Genomic DNA, 18,255 nt, shown 5'->3' with positions numbered 1-18,255 from the left:
ATAAGTAAGCATGTCTGCTTTGATCCCAAAGCTGAATGAAACTTATTCTGACCGAAAGGTGTTGAAGGTATGAGCACAGTGCCAACCGAATTCGAACGTACAGAAATTGGGGAAATTCAAATTGCCCCGGAAGTGATTGAAGTAATTGCTGGACTTGCAACCGTTGAGGTGCAAGGCGTAGCGGGAATGAGCGGCGGATTTGCAGGCGGGTTTGCCGAGTTGCTGGGCCGCAAAAATTTGTCCAAGGGTGTAAAGGTGGAAGTCGGACAGCGTGAAGCGGCTGTAGATGTCTCCGTCATTATTGAGTATGGTAACCGTCTGCCTGAGGTGGCTGCTGCTATTCAGCACAATGTTAAGCGTTCCATTGAAACGATGACAGGTCTTAACGTTGTTGAAGTGAACGTGCAAATCCATGATGTTCAATTCAAAAATGCCGAAAAAGTAGAAGAGCCGGAAGTTTTGAGTGCCGGACGGGTTAAATAGAGCGATACTTTTGTACAAACCCCCGATCCTTATGGGTCGAGGGTTTACTCTAATTTAAGGAGGCTGTGCGTTTCGTGGCCAAAGTTATGGATAGGCTTCTGCTGTTCTTGTACAGCTTAAGTATCGGAATTATTTCCATTCTCGCCATCCTCCTCCTGAGCGGGGCCATTCCGTTTGCTTTAAGTATTGAGGATGAGCGAGTTGCATGGCTTGCTTGCTTGATCATTGCAGGAGTTTTGCTGCTCTTGAGTCTCCGGGTTTTTTACATCTCCATTCGCCGGAACCAATCAGTGCAGCATTCGATTGATCAACGAACGGAATTCGGCGACATTCAGATTTCAGTGGATACCATTGAAAATCTGTGTCTCAAAGCGGCCTCCCGCTTTCGCGGGATGCAGGATTTGAAGGCGCGTGTTCGCGTGCTGGAATCGGGACTTGATATTACGATTCGGGCGGTTGTAGACGGGGAAAGCTCCATTCCGGCGCTAACCTCCGAGGTACAAAAGGCGGTACACGATCATGTGGAAGAAATTACAGGTATTCCTGTATCCAATGTATCCGTGTATATCGCTAATGTATCTCAGTCACCAAGCTTTAAGAGTCGTGTGGAATAGAGGTGATTTTCCCTGATGCCCTGGAAAGAAATATGGGGAAGTTACAAGGGCCGGATCACGGGGATTGTGGCTGGCATTTTTTTCGGTTTTATTTATCTGTGGGCAGGCTTTTGGAATATGTTGTTCTTTGCATTGATGGTGTTCATCGGATATACACTAGGAAGACGCAGTGATTCAGCGCTTGGTTCGCTCCTTCCCTGGAAGGAATTGGGTGAGTGGCTGTCACAGCGTTGGCGTCTTTTTAAATGAACCCTGTGATACGTGTCCTCCAAAATAGAGCTGTAGCTTTTTTGCGCCCAACGTTTGGAGGATGCGTTCACAGGTTTTTTTGTGAAAATGGTTAAAATGAAAAATAGATATAGGCAAGCGTAGGAGGCAGGGCATGAAAAGACGTCTGGCAAGGGAATTAGCGGTACAAAGCATGTACCATATGGAAATGAATGAAGTAGATGCAGCAGCAGCGGTAGACATGCTGCTGCAGGAAGCTGCTGAGGAGAATGAGGCTGAAGTTGTCATTAAAAATGCAGCCAGCTTGAGAGCGTATGTTTTGGAGCATGTGCGCGGTACGTGGGAGCATAAGGAAGCCATTGACGGGCTGTTAGTGGATTATCTTAAAGGCTGGCAGATTAGCAGACTTTCACGTGTGGATCGTCAAATATTGAGACTTGCCGTATATGAAATGATTTTCCGTGGGGATGTTCCAGCCAAGGTGGCAGTCAATGAAGCTATTGAATTGTCCAAACATTTTGGTACGGAAGAGTCGGGCAAGTTTGTAAATGGTGTACTGGGACGGGTAATACAGGAGCTGGAGCAGTTAAAAACACGTTTTTAATTCGAAATTACTGAATCAGGTTGGAGAGTGGTTAAACATGTCAGCACCGATCATTGATGGTAAACAAATCTCTCAGGATATTCGCGCAAGCATTCAGCAAGAGGTCATTCGTCTGAAAGATCACCAATTGCAGCCCGGACTGGCTGTTGTGCTGGTAGGTGAAGATCCGGCTTCGCAGGTGTATGTTAAAAACAAGGAAAAGGCTTGTCATGATCTCGGCTATTATTCCGAGGTTCATCGGCTGGGGGCGGATACTTCCCAGGAAGCATTGCTGGAGCTGGTAGACAAGTTGAATCATCAAAGTAATATTCACGGCATTTTGGTACAGCTGCCGCTGCCAAAGCACATTCATGAAAAAGCGGTCATCGATGCCATTGCCGTGGAGAAGGATGTGGATGGATTCCATCCGGTAAACGTAGGAAATCTGGTCATCGGTGACGACAGCCTGCTTCCTTGTACTCCCGCCGGAGTGATTGAGCTGATTAAGCGTGCAGGGGTGGAAATAGCAGGTAAGCATGCAGTGGTTATCGGTCGCAGTAATATCGTAGGAAAGCCAGTATCCTTATTGCTGCAGCGCGAGCATGCTACCGTAACGATGTGCCACTCCCGTACAGCGAATATCGCCGAATTAAGCCGACAAGCGGATATTTTGGTCGTTGCCATTGGGAAAGCCAACTTTATCGATGCCTCGTTCGTAAAACCCGGTGCGGTAGTGATCGATGTTGGAATGAATCGTCTGGAGAACGGAAAGCTGGCGGGTGACGTTGATTTTGAGAGCGTGAAGCAAGTATCCGGTCCAATTACGCCTGTTCCCGGCGGAGTAGGTCCCATGACGATTACGATGCTGATGCAAAATACGCTCGTAGCGGCCAAGTGGTCGCACGGTTTGGTATAAGGACGGGTGCTGTGGCTGAACAGCGTATTTACTCTATAAAGGATCTGAACCGTTATATCCGGATGAAGCTGGAATCGGATCAGGTGCTGTCCGACGTATGGATACGCGGGGAAATTTCTAACTTTACGCATCATTCGAGCGGTCACATGTACTTTACGCTCAAGGATGAGGGGAGTCGTATTCGTGCGATTATGTTTGCGACCCATAATAAACGGCTCCCTTTCATGCCAAAGGAAGGTGCGCGTGTTATAGCCCGGGGAAACGTGTCCGTATACGAACGGGATGGACAATATCAATTTTATGCGACCCAAATGCAGCCGGACGGCATCGGGAGCCTTTACCTTGCTTACGAGCAACTCAAGCAAAAACTGGATGCCGAAGGTTTGTTTGATGCGTCCCGTAAACGTAATTTGCCGACTCACCCGGCAACGATCGGCGTAATTACTTCGCCGACCGGGGCGGCTGTGCGTGATATTATCACAACACTGCAACGGCGATATCCGCAAGCTGCCATTGTTCTGTATCCTGTGCTTGTGCAAGGAAAAGGGGCTGCGCCTTCCATCGTCAAGGCTATTGAAGCCATGAACCGCATGGAGGGGGCTCAGGTGATGATCGTCGGACGGGGCGGCGGCTCGCTGGAAGAGCTGTGGGCGTTTAACGAGGAAGCGGTTGCGCGCGCGATTTATGCATCGGCTATCCCCGTAATCTCAGCGGTCGGACATGAAACGGATTTTACCATTGCCGATTTTGTGGCCGATTTGCGTGCAGCTACGCCGACCGCAGCCGCCGAGCTGGCGGTGCCTCATCAGGAAGAGCTGCGGGATCAGCTGCTCCAGCGTGAGCAGCGGCTGCGCAACGCCCTGAGACAGCGGCTGGATACCAGCCGTGAGCGCCTGACCCGGCTGCGGCGTTCGCCAGTCCTGCTGCACCCGCGCCGTTACATGCTGCAGCATGCAGAACGGATGGACATGCTGCAACAGCGGTTAATTCGCGCAGCAGGGAATCGTTCACGCTTGAGCGCAGAAAAGAACGCTCGTATGCGCCAGGTACTGGAGCGTTTTAATCCGCGTGAACAAATCCGTTCAGCGCGCAAGCAGACGGATATGGCGCAGCGCCAACTGGAATCCGCCATGCGTGCGATCACGAAGGCGGGACGACAGCAACTGGGCGCGGGAATTCGGCAATTGGATGCGCTAAGCCCGCTCAAGGTCATGGCCCGGGGCTACAGCTTGGTATATGATGAGCAGGAACAACGGCTGATCAAGTCGCTCAAAGACGTACAGCCGGGAGATTCCATCAAAATTAAAGTGAGTGACGGGCATTTGGACTGCCAAGTATGGGGAATGAAGGGGGACGCGAAGCACGGTGGCGAATGAAACGGAATTGAGTTTTGAAGCGGCCATGGCCGCTCTTGAAGAAATTGTCGGGCAGCTGGAGCACGGAGACGTTCCTCTGGAGCAAGCCATTGATCTGTTCCAGCGTGGTATGAAGCTGTCTCAGCTTTGCAGTCAGAAGCTGGAGCAGGTCGAACGCAAAATTGAAATGATCGTAGAAGAAGATGGAGATTTGCGCAAGAAGCCTTTCGGCGGCGGATTGGATGAAAACGGCGGTGAAGGGATTGAATAGGCCATCGTTTAAGGAATACTTGGCCGGGACGGCAGATGCGGTGACGTCTGCGTTGACAGAGCAGTTCCCGGTCGATTGGGACATTCCCGCCGTTCTTCGAGAATCGATGCATTATTCGCTCGCCGCAGGCGGAAAACGGCTGCGGCCTCTGCTTGTGATCGCGGCCGCCGAAGCATTCGGCGGAAGCAGGGAAGCTGCGCTGCCAGTGGCATGTGCGGTAGAAATGGTACATACGTACTCTCTCATTCACGACGACTTGCCGACTATGGATAATGATGATTATCGCCGGGGCAAGCTGACGAATCATAAAGTATACGGCGAAGCGGTTGCCATTCTTGCGGGCGATGCGCTGCTGACCCATGCCTTTTTCAGCGTCGTACAAGCAGGACGGCGCCACGGGATTTCATCCGATACGCTCCTGTCCATCGTGGAGGAGCTGTCCGAAATGAGCGGGGCGCGAGGCATGGTAGGAGGCCAGGTCGCGGATATGTCCGGCAAGCAGGGAAGTACGGGGATCGGGGAATTGGAATATATCCATCTCCATAAAACCGCTGATTTGATCATTTTTTCTCTCCTGGCAGGCGGGCGGATCGGCGGGGCTGACCCCAGCCAACTAGAAGCGCTTCGCCGATTCGGACGCGATCTGGGATTGGCTTTTCAAATTCAGGACGATATACTGGATCTTATAGGCGATGAGAGCAAAATGGGTAAAAAAACGCAAAGTGATGTAGAACAGGAGAAGGTAACTTATCCGTTTTTTATTGGTATGGAATCCTCCCTTCAGCAAGTAGAGAAGCTCACGGTGTCTGCCAAAAAAGCATTAATAGAAGGTGGTATACCGGATTCGTCGCGTTTGCTGGAGATTGCAGATTACCTGATGAAGCGTGATCATTAGTGACGGATAAAGCTGTTTTGACTTGTCTACGTTTAAGCAAGGTCTCGATATGTGATATAATATTTGTTAACTTTACACACAAACTTGAAGGAAAGCGGGGAGATAGGCGTGCTGCTTCCACACATAAAGCAACCAGGCGATCTGAAATCACTGTCGGTTGAGGAACTGGTTTCTCTGGCCGAGGAAATCAGGAGCTTTTTGATTGAGAAGCTGTCCGTGACAGGGGGGCATCTGGCATCGAATCTGGGAGTGGTTGAGCTCACGATCGCCCTGCATTACTGCTATAACAGCCCGAAGGACAGGATGATTTTTGACGTTGGGCATCAAGCCTACGTGCATAAAATATTGACAGGACGAATGGAACGTTTTGATACTCTTCGTCAGCATGATGGACTTTGCGGCTTTGTAAAAAGAAGTGAGAGCGAACATGATGTCTGGGAAGCCGGTCACAGCAGCACTTCTCTTTCAGCGGCGATGGGCATGGCTTTGGCACGGGATTTGAAGGGCGAGGACCATAAAGTTATTGCATTGATCGGGGATGGAGCACTAACTGGAGGCATGGCCTTTGAAGCGTTGAACCATATTGGGCATGAACGTAAAAATTTGATGGTCATTCTCAATGACAACGAAATGTCGATCGCGCCGAATGTTGGCGCGATGCATAATTATTTGAGCAAAATACGCTCAGATCGTCACTATTTGCGAGCCAAAGATGAACTCGAGGTTTTGTTGAAAAAAATTCCCGCTATAGGCGGTAAACTTGCCAAATCGGCTGGCCGTGTCAAGGACAGTCTTAAATATATGATGGTGCCGGGCGTGTTGTTTGAGGAACTGGGATTAACGTATCTAGGGCCGGTAGATGGGCATGACCTGTCGAAGCTGATCGAAACCTTCCATCAGGCCGATAACGTCACAGGCCCTGTGTTGGTGCATGTCGTAACCACCAAAGGTAAGGGATACAAGCCTGCCGAGGTGGATTCTCACAAGTGGCACGGAATCAGCCCGTACAAAATTGAATCTGGTCAGGTACTCAAGTCCGTGGGCAATCCAATGTATACGGAAATTTTCGGACGGACGCTGATCGAGCTGGCTGAGCAGGACGAGCGCATTATAGCGGTTACGCCTGCGATGCCTAGCGGTTCGGGACTGGTACCGTTCAGCAAGGAATTCCCTGCACGGATGATTGACGTCGGCATTGCGGAGCAGCACGCGGCTACCATGTGTGCCGGATTGGCGATGGAGGGACTCAAGCCGATATTTGCGGTATATTCGACCTTTATGCAGCGTGCTTATGATCAGATCGTACATGATATTTGCCGTCATAACGCGAATGTCATGTTTGCGATTGACCGTGCCGGTTTTGTTGGGGCTGACGGCGAAACGCACCATGGTGTGTTCGATGTGGCTTTTTTACGCCATATCCCTAATCTTGTGCTTATGATGCCAAAGGATGAAAACGAGCTGCGCCATATGATGAAAACAGCGCTTGACTACGACGATGGGCCAATTGCATATCGTTATCCGCGTGTTAATGTAGCGGGTGTGCCGCTCGATTCGGAACTAAAGGCTATACCGATTGGCAACTGGGAGCTTCTGCGCAAGGGTGAGGGCTACGCTGTAATCGCTTCAGGCCCAATGCTTCAGGTAGCGACAGAGGCTGCTGAGGCCATGAAACGGGAAGGGTTGCAGGTAGGGGTCGTCAATGCCCGTTTCCTCAAGCCTTTGGATGAGAACATGCTGCGTGAGTTGGCCCGCCAGCATACGAAACTGATCGTTTTGGAAGAAGCTTCTGAAGCAGGAAGCTTGGGCAGCGCTGTGCTGGAATTTTACGCCAAAGAAGAAATACAGGATGCGCAAGTACGCCTGATGGGGATTTCCGATCGGTTTGTGGAGCATGGCTCCATTAAAGAGCAGCGTGCTGAAGTGGGACTCACCGTTGAAGATGTATGCCTGAAGCTTCGCAAATGGGTTGCTGAGCCGGCTTATGGCATGGGGCAATCAGTATAGGGAACCTGACGCGAAAAAGACAATATTTTATTAAAAAGTATGACAAACGCAGCGAGGCTGCCTAAAGGGAGATTAACATGTCTGTTCCGAAGGAACGCATTGATGTTTTGCTGGTAGAACAAGGCTTTTTTGAAAGCCGTGAAAAGGCCAAAGCAGCGATTATGGCAGGTCTGGTGCTGGCAGACAACGAGCGTATTGAGAAAGCGGGGATGAAAGTACCCCGCGACAGCGAGCTGAAAGTGAAGGGGGCTGTGCATCCGTACGTCAGCCGTGGAGGATTGAAGCTGGAAAAAGCCATTCGTCAGTTTGAACTGGATATGAAGGGCAGGACGATGCTGGATATCGGTTCATCCACCGGTGGTTTTACGGATTGTGCGCTTCAGCATGGAGCGGAATACGTGTATGCGATTGACGTGGGATATAACCAGCTCGACTGGTCGCTTCGTAATGATGAACGGGTATGTGTTATGGAGAAAACGAATTTCAGATACATGACACCTTCGGATTTGAGCGGTCCTGTTCCGAATTTCGCAAGCATTGACGTTTCTTTTATTTCGTTGCGTATTATTTTGCCTCCGCTGCTTGCATTGCTACAACAGCCTGCCGACATTGTAGCTCTAATCAAGCCGCAATTTGAAGCTGGCCGCGAAAAGGTCGGTAAATCGGGTGTAGTCCGTGACCCTGCTACGCATAAAGAAGTGTTGCAGACGATCCTCTTGTTTGCGTATGAGCTTGGACTTTCACTGCAAGGCTTGGCCTACTCCCCTATTACAGGTGGAGAGGGTAATATTGAGTTTTTGGCGCATTGGCGTCTGGACGAGGCTTCGGTTGCAAAATTGCCACTGGAGAGCTGCGATTTCAGCCCACTGATTGAGCGTACCGTTCAGGAAGCAGGACAGACTTTTAATAATGGTCCGTCGCGCAAGTAACATTCAGGGGTTCTCATGAGTTCGGTGAACTTAAGGGAACCCCTTTTTGGTATGGGGATTGATTATCGAACTCACGTTCGCCTATAATATGTATATGAGATGTGTAGAGGAAAAGGAATTTTGCGCCCTGCCCTAGAATATGTCCATGAGGTGATCGGTTCATGGACACGCGATATGATACGGTTATCATTATTGTGATCGGGGTGATATTAGCAATATGGGCTTTTTATAGCCTGCGTGCATGGTTAGAGGAGCCGGAACCGCTTGTGTTAAGGACGATACCGCTTAACGAGGATATGGATGAAGGCCCTGCCGTGAACCTATTGGAGAAGGCAGGTTATGACGTGGTAGGCGGAAAAATGAAAATACCGCTTGCTTTTAAAGTGAATGGAAATACCGTGCATAGCCGTTTGTTTATAGATTACGTGGCTGTACAAAACAGTTCGACATATATGGTGAAAACAGCACGCCGCAAGAAACCGATGGAATGGAGCGGTCCTGAATTACGGGACAGGCTTATGCCGTATTTGTTGCTCTATCCGGGTTGTGCAGGTGTATTGTACGTCGATACGGACCAGCAAAGTATTCGGCTTATTACATTAGTGGAGGACCTCGAAGAAGAGGAATATGAAGATTAATCCACAGGAGGATTATATGAAAGGTCAACGACATATTAAAATCAGGGAAATTATTTCACAACATGAGATCGAGACACAGGATGAACTGGTTGAAGCATTGCGCAAGGCCGGTTTTCAGGTGACTCAGGCGACTGTATCACGGGATATTAAGGAACTGCTGCTCATTAAGGTTCCGATGGACGATGGCAGGTATAAATATTCAATGCCTTCAGACCAGCGGTATAATCCGGCGCAGAAGCTAAAGCGTACGTTGGTTGATAATTTTTTGCATATAGACTACACAACCAATTTGATTGTAATGAAGTGTTTGCCGGGAACAGCCAACTCTATTGCCGCTTTATTGGACAATATCGAATGGCCTGAGATTATGGGTACGATTAGCGGAGATGATACCATTTTGATTATTTGCCGATCGGAAGAGAATAGCGCAACCATCGTGAATCGTCTTATGGGCTACATTTCCTAGTTGTTGCGTATCAGGCGTTTTATTTTGTACATCATTGAGGTGAAAGAACGATGCTGGTCACTTTATCTATACGGAATCTGGCAGTTGTAGAGGCTGTCGATGTTCATTTTCATAAAGGCTTTCACGTATTAAGTGGGGAAACAGGCGCCGGTAAATCTATCATTATCGATGCGCTAGGGCTGATTGCAGGAGGAAGAGGATCTGCCGATCTCGTACGCTACGGATGTGATAAAGCAGAGATGGAAGCCTTATTTGAACTGCCGACAAAACATCCGGTTTGGAGCACACTGGAGCAACAAGGCATTAAAGCCAATACGGAAGAGCATTTGCTGATTCGCCGGGAACTTACAGCCCAAGGGAAAAGCTCTTCGCGAATTAACGGTCAGATGGTCAATTTAACGATGTTGCGTGAGGTAGGCGAGCAATTGGTTAATATCCACGGACAGCATGAGCATCAAAGTCTGCTGCGCGCAGAGCGCCATCTGGCACTGCTGGATACGTTTGGAGATTCGGTTATTGGACCGGTAAAAGCACTATACCGTGAGCGCTATAATGCTTTTGTCAAAGCGGAAAAAGAAGTCCGGGAATTGCAAAGCTCCAGCCAAAAGGCTTATCAGCTATTGGATATGTACCGATTCCAGTTGGAAGAGATCGCTGCAGCGGAGCTAAAGGTGGGGGAAGATGAATTATTGACAGAAGAACGGGTCAAGCTATCCCATAGTGAGAAAATGATGGATGGGGTATCCGGAGCTTACGAATTGCTGAATGGCAGAGGTGGGCTGAACACGATCAATGATGTATTGTACAGACTGAACGATGTTCAAACCTACGACAGCAAAATTCTTCAGCCCATCGCTGAGCAAATCCAGTCCGCTTTTTATCAGCTGGAGGATGCCGCATTTCAATTACGTTCGTACCGTGAGGATATCGAGTTTAATCCAGGCAAGCTGCATGAAGTCGAACAACGATTGAATCAGATTACCGGGTTACAACGAAAATATGGTGATAGTATCGAGCAGATTTTGGAATACTATAGTCGTATTGAGCAGGAAACCGACCTGCTGGAAAATAAGGATGAACGACTGGAGCAATTAATTGCAAAGCGGGATGAGTTGCTTTCTGATTTGCTAAAGATTGCGGAAGAGCTTACGGAAGCGCGTGAAATTTGTGCGGAAGAACTTGCCGAGCAAGTAGAGCAGGAGTTAAAGGACCTGCAAATGGAAAGGACATCACTCAAGGTGCGGATTGATCCGATTGAAGATCCGAGGGGATATGAATATAAGGGACTGCGCGTAAGACCTACCAAGCAGGGGATTGATAATGCGGAATTTCTCATTTCTCCCAACCCCGGCGAACCGCTTCGTCCCCTTGGCAAAATCGCTTCAGGCGGTGAGTTGTCACGTATCATGCTGGCAATGAAAAGTATTTTTGCCAGGCATGATCAAATTCCGGTACTTATTTTTGACGAGGTGGATACCGGGGTAAGCGGGCGGGCTGCTCAGTCCATTGCCGAGAAGCTGTACCGTTTGTCTTCTGTCTGTCAGGTGTTTTCCATTACTCATTTACCACAGGTTGCATGCATGGCCGATCATCAGTATCTAATTGAGAAAAATGTTCATGATGGACGGACCATGACGCAAGTTCAGGGATTAACGGAAGAAGGACGTGTCAAGGAATTGGCACGTATGTTGGGCGGTGTTGAAATCACCGAAAAAACATTGCATCACGCGCAGGAAATGCTGAATTTGGCGGAAGGAAAGAAAGCCTGAAAAGAGCGGCTGGCGTAATGATTAACAGTAATAAAAGCCTGGGGGCAAGGTTACCTTATAGGTACGCAATTGGCGACCACCTTTACTCGTCAAGCGAAAGAAGCAAAGGGAGCGTGACAGCCATTGAATTTTTACTCCAGGATCAAATTGCTCGGTCTTTTGCTTGTTTTTCTTATTTGTTCTATCGGTAACGCTAAGCATGTGCACGCAGCGCTGCCTCTAGCTTCTTTGGATTGGTTCGGTTCTAAAAGTACGGCTCAAGAAAGTGTAATTCCCGATTTGAAGGTGTACCCGGGAGGGCAGACTATTGGGGTCAAGGTAAAATCGTCAGGAGTGCTTGTCGTCGGCCATCATGTCATTCAGGAAAGTAAAGAACGAAAGGTGTCACCTGGAGAGACAGCAGGGATTCGTCTAGGAGATCGGATCACTCATATGAACGGCAATCCGCTGGATAGTCTGGCAAAGGTTGCAGAGGCAGTAGAGGAAGCTGGTAAAAGCAAAAAGCCAATCAACATTACACTCTGCCGGGGAGAACAGACGATATCCACTAAGCTGATACCCGCTTATGATCCAGATGATAAAGCGTGGCGGCTGGGATTGTACATCAGGGACTCTGCTGCTGGTGTAGGTACATTAACGTTCTATGCTCCAGATCAAGGCGGTGTTTACGGAGCTTTAGGCCATGTAATTACCGATATGAATACTCAAACTCCTATCGTAGTGGGAAGCGGAGAGATTGTACAATCTAATGTGACGTCAATTGCCAAAAGCCAAAGTGGAGAGCCTGGGGAAAAACGCGCCCATTTTCTCAAGGATCATCGGATACTAGGAAATATTGAACGAAATACGAACTTCGGAATTTTTGGGAAAATGACAGGTGAACCGCAATATGGTTTGTATCCAAAGCCCATTCCAGTGGCTTTTGCACATGAAGTAAGGGAAGGGCCAGCAGAAATATTGACCGTACTCGAAGGCCAGCAGATTCAACGGTTTAGGGCAGAGATCGTACACATTTCCCAACAGGATAAACCGGCAACCAAAGGACTTGTGATTCGTATTGTAGATCCAAAACTGCTGGAAAAGACCGGAGGGATTGTGCAAGGGATGAGCGGTAGTCCAATTATTCAGAATGGCAAGCTGATCGGGGCTGTGACACATGTATTTGTAAACGATCCGAAATCAGGCTACGGTTGCTTTATCGAATGGATGCTGCGAGATGCAGGGATTATGCAAAATAACGTGAGCTTGACATCTAATCTTAAGGCGAGTTAGAGGCCTTAAGATTTTTTTGTCGAAACGCAGGGAATAAGCTCGTAATAACAAGATAAAAAATTAATTATAATGGAAACGCTAAAAAAAATAAATAAAAATAATTTTCGACAGAAGGAATTCATAATTCGATGTCGAAATCATATACTCCGACAAGAAATATTTGTATACTGTAAACAGAAATCCCAACCCGATTAACACTCAATAAGGAGGAAGTACATTGCAAAAAATTGAGGTATTGTTGGCTGATGACAACCGGGAGTTTACGAATTTGCTTGCTGAATATATTTCCGATCAGGAGGATATGGAAGTTACCGGAATTGCCTATAACGGTGAAGAAGTACTTCAACGCATCGTAGAATCCCGCAACATACCTGATGTACTTATTTTAGATATCATTATGCCTCATCTGGATGGTCTCGGTGTATTGGAGCGCTTAAGAGAAATGAACCTGACTCCTCAGCCGAAAATCATCATGCTGACTGCATTCGGTCAAGAAAATATTACACAGCGAGCCGTACAGCTTGGGGCATCTTATTATATTTTGAAGCCGTTTGACATGGAAGTGCTGGCTAGCCGTGTTCGTCAATTGGTGGGACCACAGTTGGTCAGCAACAGTCCGGTGACTGTCTCTTCCACGCGTTCCAATGTTGTGCCGATGGGAAAGACGAAAAATCTGGATGCCAGTATTACAGCTATTATTCATGAAATCGGTGTACCAGCACATATCAAGGGTTACCAATATTTACGTGAAGCCATTACGATGGTGTACAATAATATCGAAATTCTAGGCGCGATCACCAAAACGTTATATCCGGCAATCGCCGAAAAATTCAAAACGACAGCATCTCGTGTGGAACGCGCCATTCGCCATGCGATTGAGGTAGCGTGGACACGTGGCAATATCGACAGCATTTCGCATCTTTTCGGCTACACCATTAACATCAGCAAATCCAAACCAACGAACAGTGAATTTATTGCGATGGTCGCTGACAAGCTGCGGATTGAGAATAAGGTGAGCTAAACGTTGGTGTGTAAGGCTTGAGCCTGAAGGTGAAACCAACCAATTCTTCATTTTGCTGTGAAGGTTTGGCAGTGAAAACCAATAATATATTTACGAGTATATGTATGAATCCATCAATTGATTGGTCAAGTAATTTGGCAAATCAGGAGGTGGATTTTTTATGTTTTCGGAGATTACATTCCAAATTGAGAATTTTATGCTGTATTGTACAAGCCGTAATCTTGCAAAAAGAACATTAGCCAGCTACGAGCAAACACTAAAATTATTTGCACTGTATCTGGAACGAGAACATCAGACTACAGATTATAAAGAGGTGGGAAGCGGACATATCCGAATGTACGTAAAGTATGTTTGAAATGAATATAAGCGCTAGCGATAGGCGTTTTTTTGTTACTAACATTATAGGTTCGTTGCTGATAAAAAAATGATGATGTATAATTAAACATAAATATACTCAGTATAATCGCTTTAATTATAGGAGTAACTTACATCATCATAGAGGAAGTTAGAAAAGGAAAGTAAATGTAGATTATTTGAAATGAATTTTTATTGCAGAGTATTTACTATATGAGCAAACACAGAATAAGGAGGCTACCCTTTCTCTCCTCCTTTGAATTAATTGATAGGGGCAGTTTTAACTGTTAAGATACCATCTGTTTGACGATTAACTTCTCTGGCGATGTATACCTCAGTGTATTTATTTGTTCTCACTGAACCATTAAATGAATAATATTCTTTCAAATAACCGAAAGATTTATCCATAAATAGGCGTAAATTCAGCCCAACTCTTATAATTAGGTCTTATAGTAGTGGTTGTATCAGAAAAAGTAGTGGTTTTAGTCCAGCCACCTCCTAAAGTTCCTGTAATAGCATTTTTTTGCCCACTCGAAAAACTAATATTTGCTTGCCATGTCTGACTTGTAGAAGAGGAAATTGCTCTTGTAGCATTATCTTGAGTGCGGTTATATACATATGGGGAAACACGTTTTCTAAGAGAATCCATAGGAACAGCAGATTTGTATGTGGATTGTTCATATTGCCAATAGTATTCGTTAATTAGATTTGGTGTAATAGCGCCGTTATTTTGTGAATTTTTTTTGTCTAGAATCTTTGTCTAATTCTAATTTTGCGCTCTCGTTTGCCTCTTCTTCCTGAGTTTTATAAGCTTGTAGCTCTTCTTGGCTTAGTTCAACTAACCCTTTGTCAGTTACACGATAAGCCTGTACAATTTCACCTTCAACTGCTGGTTTTGCTGAAACAAAATCATTACTAGATGAGGCGTGTACACCTGTAGGAAGTAACATTAATCCAACTAGAAGTAAGCTTGAGAATCTTGAAGTTAATTTCTTCATTTTTTTCCTCCTTTTTCAATATACAATTTAGTATACTTATTATATATACCTATGGTCAATCTAAAAAAGGAATTTTAGTCCATATATACTATTTTTATGATTTAAAAGAACTAGAAATTAAATGGTGAAAAATGAAAGTGGAAGATTTGATGAAGTTCTTTTATCGCTTACAATGAATTAGAAAACAGTAAATAATTATTCCGATGTATTTACTATACTTATCCAAAAAAATGTGGGAAATTGTCCCTATTTGTTGTATTATAAGCAAGTGCGAAAAGGATTTGGAGCAGCTAAGGAGGAGCATTTTTGTCTATATTTGTGATAGTGTGTGTCATTGCTATATTGATTGCTTTGGTGTTGCTACGCTTTTTTAAAAAGCCTAGAGTTCAGGAACCGTACAAGGTAACGCAGGATATTGATCCTTATAAAATTGGCATTAACGAAATAGATCGTATGGAAGATGGCAAGGACTTTGAAATGTATCTGTTCAGACTGTTCCAGTGTTTGGGATATAGTGATGCTTATAAGACGCAGGACACTAGAGATTATGGTGCAGACTTGGTATTTACAGATCGTGAGGGATACCGTAATGTCATTCAGGCTAAACGGTATGCAATAAGCAACCCTGTTGGTTTGAGCGCAGTTCAGGAAGTGTATAGCTGTATGCGATTTTACAGAGCTAAGAAATCTATTGTCATTACTTCAAGTAAATACACACCTTCGTGTGAACGGTTAGCCAGTTTTAATGGAGTGAAGCTGCTGGATCGTAACGATTTGATTGAAATGATTGAGCTATTCAAAGCGCAGCAGCATAGCAAGGTAAAAGATATTATTGAAGCTGAGCCTTACTTGAGTTTAGATTCGTGGGACGATTATAGGAATAACGATAAAATTGTAAAGAAGGATCGTAAGGCTGAAAAACTCATCGCTTCAGGTAACTAGATACTGAGAATTTTTTGAAGTAAAACGATGATTTTATCACAAGAGGGGTTTCAATGGATAACAAGTACATGATTACTATTAAGAAATGGTCTGACGATATTGATGGCACATATTTTGTAGCAAAGGTTCCTGAACTTAAGGGATGTATGTCAGATGGGGCTACAGTCAAAGAAGCATTGGTCAATGCTAGGGAAGCAATATCGGGTTATTTAGAAGTTCTGATCGAGTCGGGCGACACTATCCCTAAACCACAAAATGATAAGGAAATTGTTCAGCTATTAGGCGAGTATACAAAAGAAGAAATTACAGAGTGTTATCAGGCAGTAGACAAGTTACGTTGCATTATAGATCAATTAAATAAAATGTAAGTTTCCCAAAATGGGGAGTTGCTATAGTGGGAAAAATAATTATTGAACCCAACATAGGAATTGGAACGATTAAACTTGGTATGAGTAAAACTGAAGTGGAAGATTGCCTTCAAGCGTACACTAATAAATTCTGTAATTCGCTTCATGATGGTGATTATCTCCAATATGCTTTCAAGGTTGAATGTGATCCAAATGGTAGAGTTAATTTTATCGAAGCTGCTTCACATATCAAGGATGATTTTCATTGTATGCTTAATGGAATTGATGTATTTAATATTAAAGCAGAAGAATTGATTAAAATAGTTGATGAATTGTCACCTTATGATAGACAACACCCAGAATTAGGCTGGATGTATTCCTTTCCGAAATTAGGATTGAAATTTTGGAGATCAAGTATTTTTAATGAAAAAGATACATTAGAAGATTGGTTCAAGGAAATGCCTCCTGAAAACCAAGAGGAGGAATTGCGTTTTCAGTTTTTTGAGACGGTGAGCCTTTCTTCTTAATTGTTTCTTTGACACAATCGTAAAATTGACTAAATGAAAGGGCGTGGGCAACCACGTCTTTTTTGTTTTCTATTTATAGTATAATGAATACTATAAGGTATCAAAGAAGGAGCAGTATTATATATGAATCTAAACCAGTTACACACTATGACCTACACGCTAAACAGCGGTATTAAAGGAACTGTTAACCTATCCACCAAGAAATGCAAGACTTAGGTATCATCGAACGAGATTACTTTATTGATAAGAAAAGCGGCAAGAATTTTGACAGACCACAATATCAAGCATTGAAGAGTGTGCTTAGGAAAGGCGACATTCTGTTCATCAAGGAACTGGACAGACTTGGGAGGAATGCAGAAGAAATAAAACGTGAATGGCAAGATATAACGCATGAGATAGGCGCACACATTGTTATTCTTGATATGCCTATCCTTGATACTAGACAATACCATAATGGCTTAGAGAAGGTTATATCCAGTATTGTGCTTGGTCGTCCTAAACAGGCAATAAGCGAGGAGTTCATTACAGTGTATGAGGAATGGAAGGAAGGCAGCATAACAGCGGTTGAAGCAATGAAGCGTAGAAATGAAGCCTAACACGTTCTATCGTAGAGTTAAAGAATATGAACAACAGCAACAAGTAGGATAAAATAACTCATGTGTACACTACGGTACACACTCACAAGCCTAGATGATTATGTCTGGGTTTCTTTGTCATGTTATTCTGACCAATATTAGCAGTTACAATAAAATAGGGTGGGGGGGTATTTTAAATCCAAACACCACCTGATTTTTACAAATAATGCTGTAGCACATCCATTTCGACACTCAGGTTATTTTTTGACTCGATACAATACGCAGATTGAAGAAAAGTTGCTTATATGCTCCACATCAAGTTTAAGCCGAATCCATAGATAAATTATAAAGAATTATGAGTATAACTATTCAAATAGGTAACTTTGTATTGCTTGAATCGTATTCTGATTTTCCACAATAAACTATATAAGCAGAATGATGATACCTTTAATCATGAAATTGTTGCAAAATATCTCAAAAGGTATCATGAACACAAATATGAGAGGTATATGATTTCGTTCCAGAAGATGGTATAATTGTGGATGATCAAATCATTCATTCTACTACCTGTTTCGCAATTACATAATTTTTTTAACTGTGCATCATATATCGAGCTACGTTGAAAGGGTGGTTTATTTATGGAAATGACACCTACGATTCGGGCAGAATTAGACAGATACTTAAAACAAGAGGGTTTGAACTTAGCACGATTCGGGAAAATTGCAGGCATGAATAGGGGGGCGGTAAGTGCCATTGTGTCAGGAAATAAGCCTATATCCATTAACCAACTTGACCAAATTACTGAGGCTATGGGCTTACCAGAAGGTCATTTTTACGACTTGTTTATAGAAAACTTCATCATCGACCATCCTCCAAATATGAGACGAATCGAGCCATTTTTGCATCGCTGTGTAGAATTGAACAAGTTGGATACGATCCGCAAAGTGGTGGGAGTCATTATGGACAATCTACTCTATTCGTCAAAACTATTTGAGATTGCGGAAGACCTATTCGCGCAGGGTCAACATGAAGCGGCATTGATACTCTATGAGAACGTGGCAGAAG

21 protein-coding genes and 2 pseudogenes are annotated in these 18,255 nt (G+C 44.9%); 21 read left to right on the top strand and 2 right to left on the bottom strand.

Annotated features, from left to right (window positions below; all coding sequences use genetic code 11):
- Positions 1-69 precede the first annotated feature (69 nt).
- The 16 genes from JO375_RS09695 (at position 70) to JO375_RS09620 (ending at position 13,802) form a co-directional block, all read left to right on the top strand.
- Positions 70-483, top strand: coding sequence for an Asp23/Gls24 family envelope stress response protein (locus tag JO375_RS09695; RefSeq protein ID WP_229524275.1), 414 nt, complete (start codon positions 70-72; stop codon positions 481-483).
- A 74-nt stretch (positions 484-557) separates the two neighbouring features.
- Positions 558-1,097: an alkaline shock response membrane anchor protein AmaP gene (gene amaP, locus JO375_RS09690; protein ID WP_229524274.1), complete on the top strand. Its 540-nt coding sequence runs from the start codon at positions 558-560 to the stop codon at positions 1,095-1,097.
- Between the two features lie 15 nt (positions 1,098-1,112).
- The gene (locus JO375_RS09685; protein WP_229524273.1) at positions 1,113-1,346 is read left to right on the top strand and encodes a DUF2273 domain-containing protein; all 234 of its coding nucleotides are present in this window, start codon (positions 1,113-1,115) and stop codon (positions 1,344-1,346) included.
- 133 nt (positions 1,347-1,479) lie between these two features.
- The gene (gene nusB / locus JO375_RS09680; protein ID WP_229524272.1) at positions 1,480-1,929 is read left to right on the top strand and encodes a transcription antitermination factor NusB; all 450 of its coding nucleotides are present in this window, start codon (positions 1,480-1,482) and stop codon (positions 1,927-1,929) included.
- 37 nt (positions 1,930-1,966) lie between these two features.
- Positions 1,967-2,824 carry a bifunctional methylenetetrahydrofolate dehydrogenase/methenyltetrahydrofolate cyclohydrolase FolD gene (gene folD / locus JO375_RS09675; protein WP_229524271.1) on the top strand — a complete coding sequence of 286 codons (858 nt, stop codon included), beginning with the start codon at positions 1,967-1,969 and terminating at the stop codon, positions 2,822-2,824.
- An 11-nt stretch (positions 2,825-2,835) separates the two neighbouring features.
- Complete coding sequence (xseA, locus tag JO375_RS09670) at positions 2,836-4,200, top strand: exodeoxyribonuclease VII large subunit (RefSeq protein WP_267497686.1); 1,365 nt, start codon at positions 2,836-2,838, stop codon at positions 4,198-4,200.
- Positions 4,190-4,450 carry an exodeoxyribonuclease VII small subunit gene (gene xseB, locus JO375_RS09665; RefSeq protein ID WP_229524270.1) on the top strand — a complete coding sequence of 87 codons (261 nt, stop codon included), beginning with the start codon at positions 4,190-4,192 and terminating at the stop codon, positions 4,448-4,450. The genes xseA and xseB overlap by 11 nt, the downstream gene beginning before the upstream one ends.
- A complete protein-coding gene (locus JO375_RS09660; RefSeq protein ID WP_229524269.1) occupies positions 4,422-5,345 on the top strand; it encodes a polyprenyl synthetase family protein in 924 nt (307 codons plus the stop codon). The genes xseB and JO375_RS09660 overlap by 29 nt, the downstream gene beginning before the upstream one ends.
- 108 nt (positions 5,346-5,453) lie before the next feature.
- Positions 5,454-7,352, top strand: a complete 1,899-nt coding sequence (gene dxs / locus JO375_RS09655; RefSeq protein WP_229524268.1) for a 1-deoxy-D-xylulose-5-phosphate synthase — start codon at positions 5,454-5,456, stop codon at positions 7,350-7,352.
- A 77-nt stretch (positions 7,353-7,429) separates the two neighbouring features.
- Positions 7,430-8,281 (top strand): TlyA family RNA methyltransferase, encoded by an 852-nt coding sequence (locus JO375_RS09650; RefSeq protein ID WP_229524267.1) that lies wholly within the window; start codon positions 7,430-7,432, stop codon positions 8,279-8,281.
- 161 nt (positions 8,282-8,442) lie between these two features.
- Positions 8,443-8,919: a hypothetical protein gene (locus JO375_RS09645; RefSeq protein ID WP_229524266.1), complete on the top strand. Its 477-nt coding sequence runs from the start codon at positions 8,443-8,445 to the stop codon at positions 8,917-8,919.
- A gap of 16 nt (positions 8,920-8,935) precedes the next feature.
- A complete protein-coding gene (gene ahrC / locus JO375_RS09640; RefSeq protein WP_229524265.1) occupies positions 8,936-9,385 on the top strand; it encodes a transcriptional regulator AhrC/ArgR in 450 nt (149 codons plus the stop codon).
- 50 nt (positions 9,386-9,435) lie between these two features.
- On the top strand, positions 9,436-11,154 hold the full coding sequence (gene recN, locus JO375_RS09635) for a DNA repair protein RecN (protein ID WP_229524264.1): 1,719 nt from the start codon (positions 9,436-9,438) through the stop codon (positions 11,152-11,154).
- A gap of 123 nt (positions 11,155-11,277) precedes the next feature.
- Positions 11,278-12,426 (top strand): SpoIVB peptidase, encoded by a 1,149-nt coding sequence (spoIVB, locus tag JO375_RS09630; RefSeq protein ID WP_229524263.1) that lies wholly within the window; start codon positions 11,278-11,280, stop codon positions 12,424-12,426.
- Between the two features lie 217 nt (positions 12,427-12,643).
- A complete protein-coding gene (spo0A, locus tag JO375_RS09625; protein ID WP_229524262.1) occupies positions 12,644-13,447 on the top strand; it encodes a sporulation transcription factor Spo0A in 804 nt (267 codons plus the stop codon).
- 160 nt (positions 13,448-13,607) lie between these two features.
- Positions 13,608-13,802: a hypothetical protein gene (locus JO375_RS09620; protein WP_229524261.1), complete on the top strand. Its 195-nt coding sequence runs from the start codon at positions 13,608-13,610 to the stop codon at positions 13,800-13,802.
- A 399-nt stretch (positions 13,803-14,201) separates the two neighbouring features.
- Here the strand turns inward: JO375_RS09620 and JO375_RS09615 are convergent, their stop codons facing one another.
- Complete coding sequence (locus tag JO375_RS09615; protein ID WP_229524260.1) at positions 14,202-14,450, bottom strand: hypothetical protein; 249 nt, start codon at positions 14,448-14,450, stop codon at positions 14,202-14,204.
- A gap of 76 nt (positions 14,451-14,526) precedes the next feature.
- The gene (locus JO375_RS09610) at positions 14,527-14,799 is read right to left on the bottom strand and encodes a hypothetical protein (protein WP_229524259.1); all 273 of its coding nucleotides are present in this window, start codon (positions 14,797-14,799) and stop codon (positions 14,527-14,529) included.
- Between the two features lie 306 nt (positions 14,800-15,105).
- Between JO375_RS09610 and JO375_RS09605 the strand changes: the two genes are divergently transcribed.
- The 5 genes and pseudogenes from JO375_RS09605 to JO375_RS09585 all read left to right on the top strand — a co-directional run.
- Positions 15,106-15,741: a restriction endonuclease gene (locus JO375_RS09605; RefSeq protein WP_229524258.1), complete on the top strand. Its 636-nt coding sequence runs from the start codon at positions 15,106-15,108 to the stop codon at positions 15,739-15,741.
- Between the two features lie 53 nt (positions 15,742-15,794).
- On the top strand, positions 15,795-16,109 hold the full coding sequence (locus tag JO375_RS09600; RefSeq protein ID WP_229524257.1) for a type II toxin-antitoxin system HicB family antitoxin: 315 nt from the start codon (positions 15,795-15,797) through the stop codon (positions 16,107-16,109).
- 26 nt (positions 16,110-16,135) lie between these two features.
- Positions 16,136-16,615 (top strand): hypothetical protein, encoded by a 480-nt coding sequence (locus JO375_RS09595; RefSeq protein WP_229524256.1) that lies wholly within the window; start codon positions 16,136-16,138, stop codon positions 16,613-16,615.
- Between the two features lie 191 nt (positions 16,616-16,806).
- Positions 16,807-17,263: pseudogene (locus JO375_RS09590) on the top strand (recombinase family protein).
- Positions 17,264-17,828: 565 nt separating this feature from the next.
- Positions 17,829-18,255 (top strand): annotated as a pseudogene (locus tag JO375_RS09585) (transcriptional regulator); the annotation flags it as partial.

This window comes from Paenibacillus farraposensis (assembly GCF_020736845.1).
GTDB classification, from domain to species: Bacteria; Bacillota; Bacilli; order Paenibacillales; family Paenibacillaceae; genus Paenibacillus; species Paenibacillus farraposensis.
This window is presented reverse-complemented; position numbering and strand designations above follow the sequence as displayed.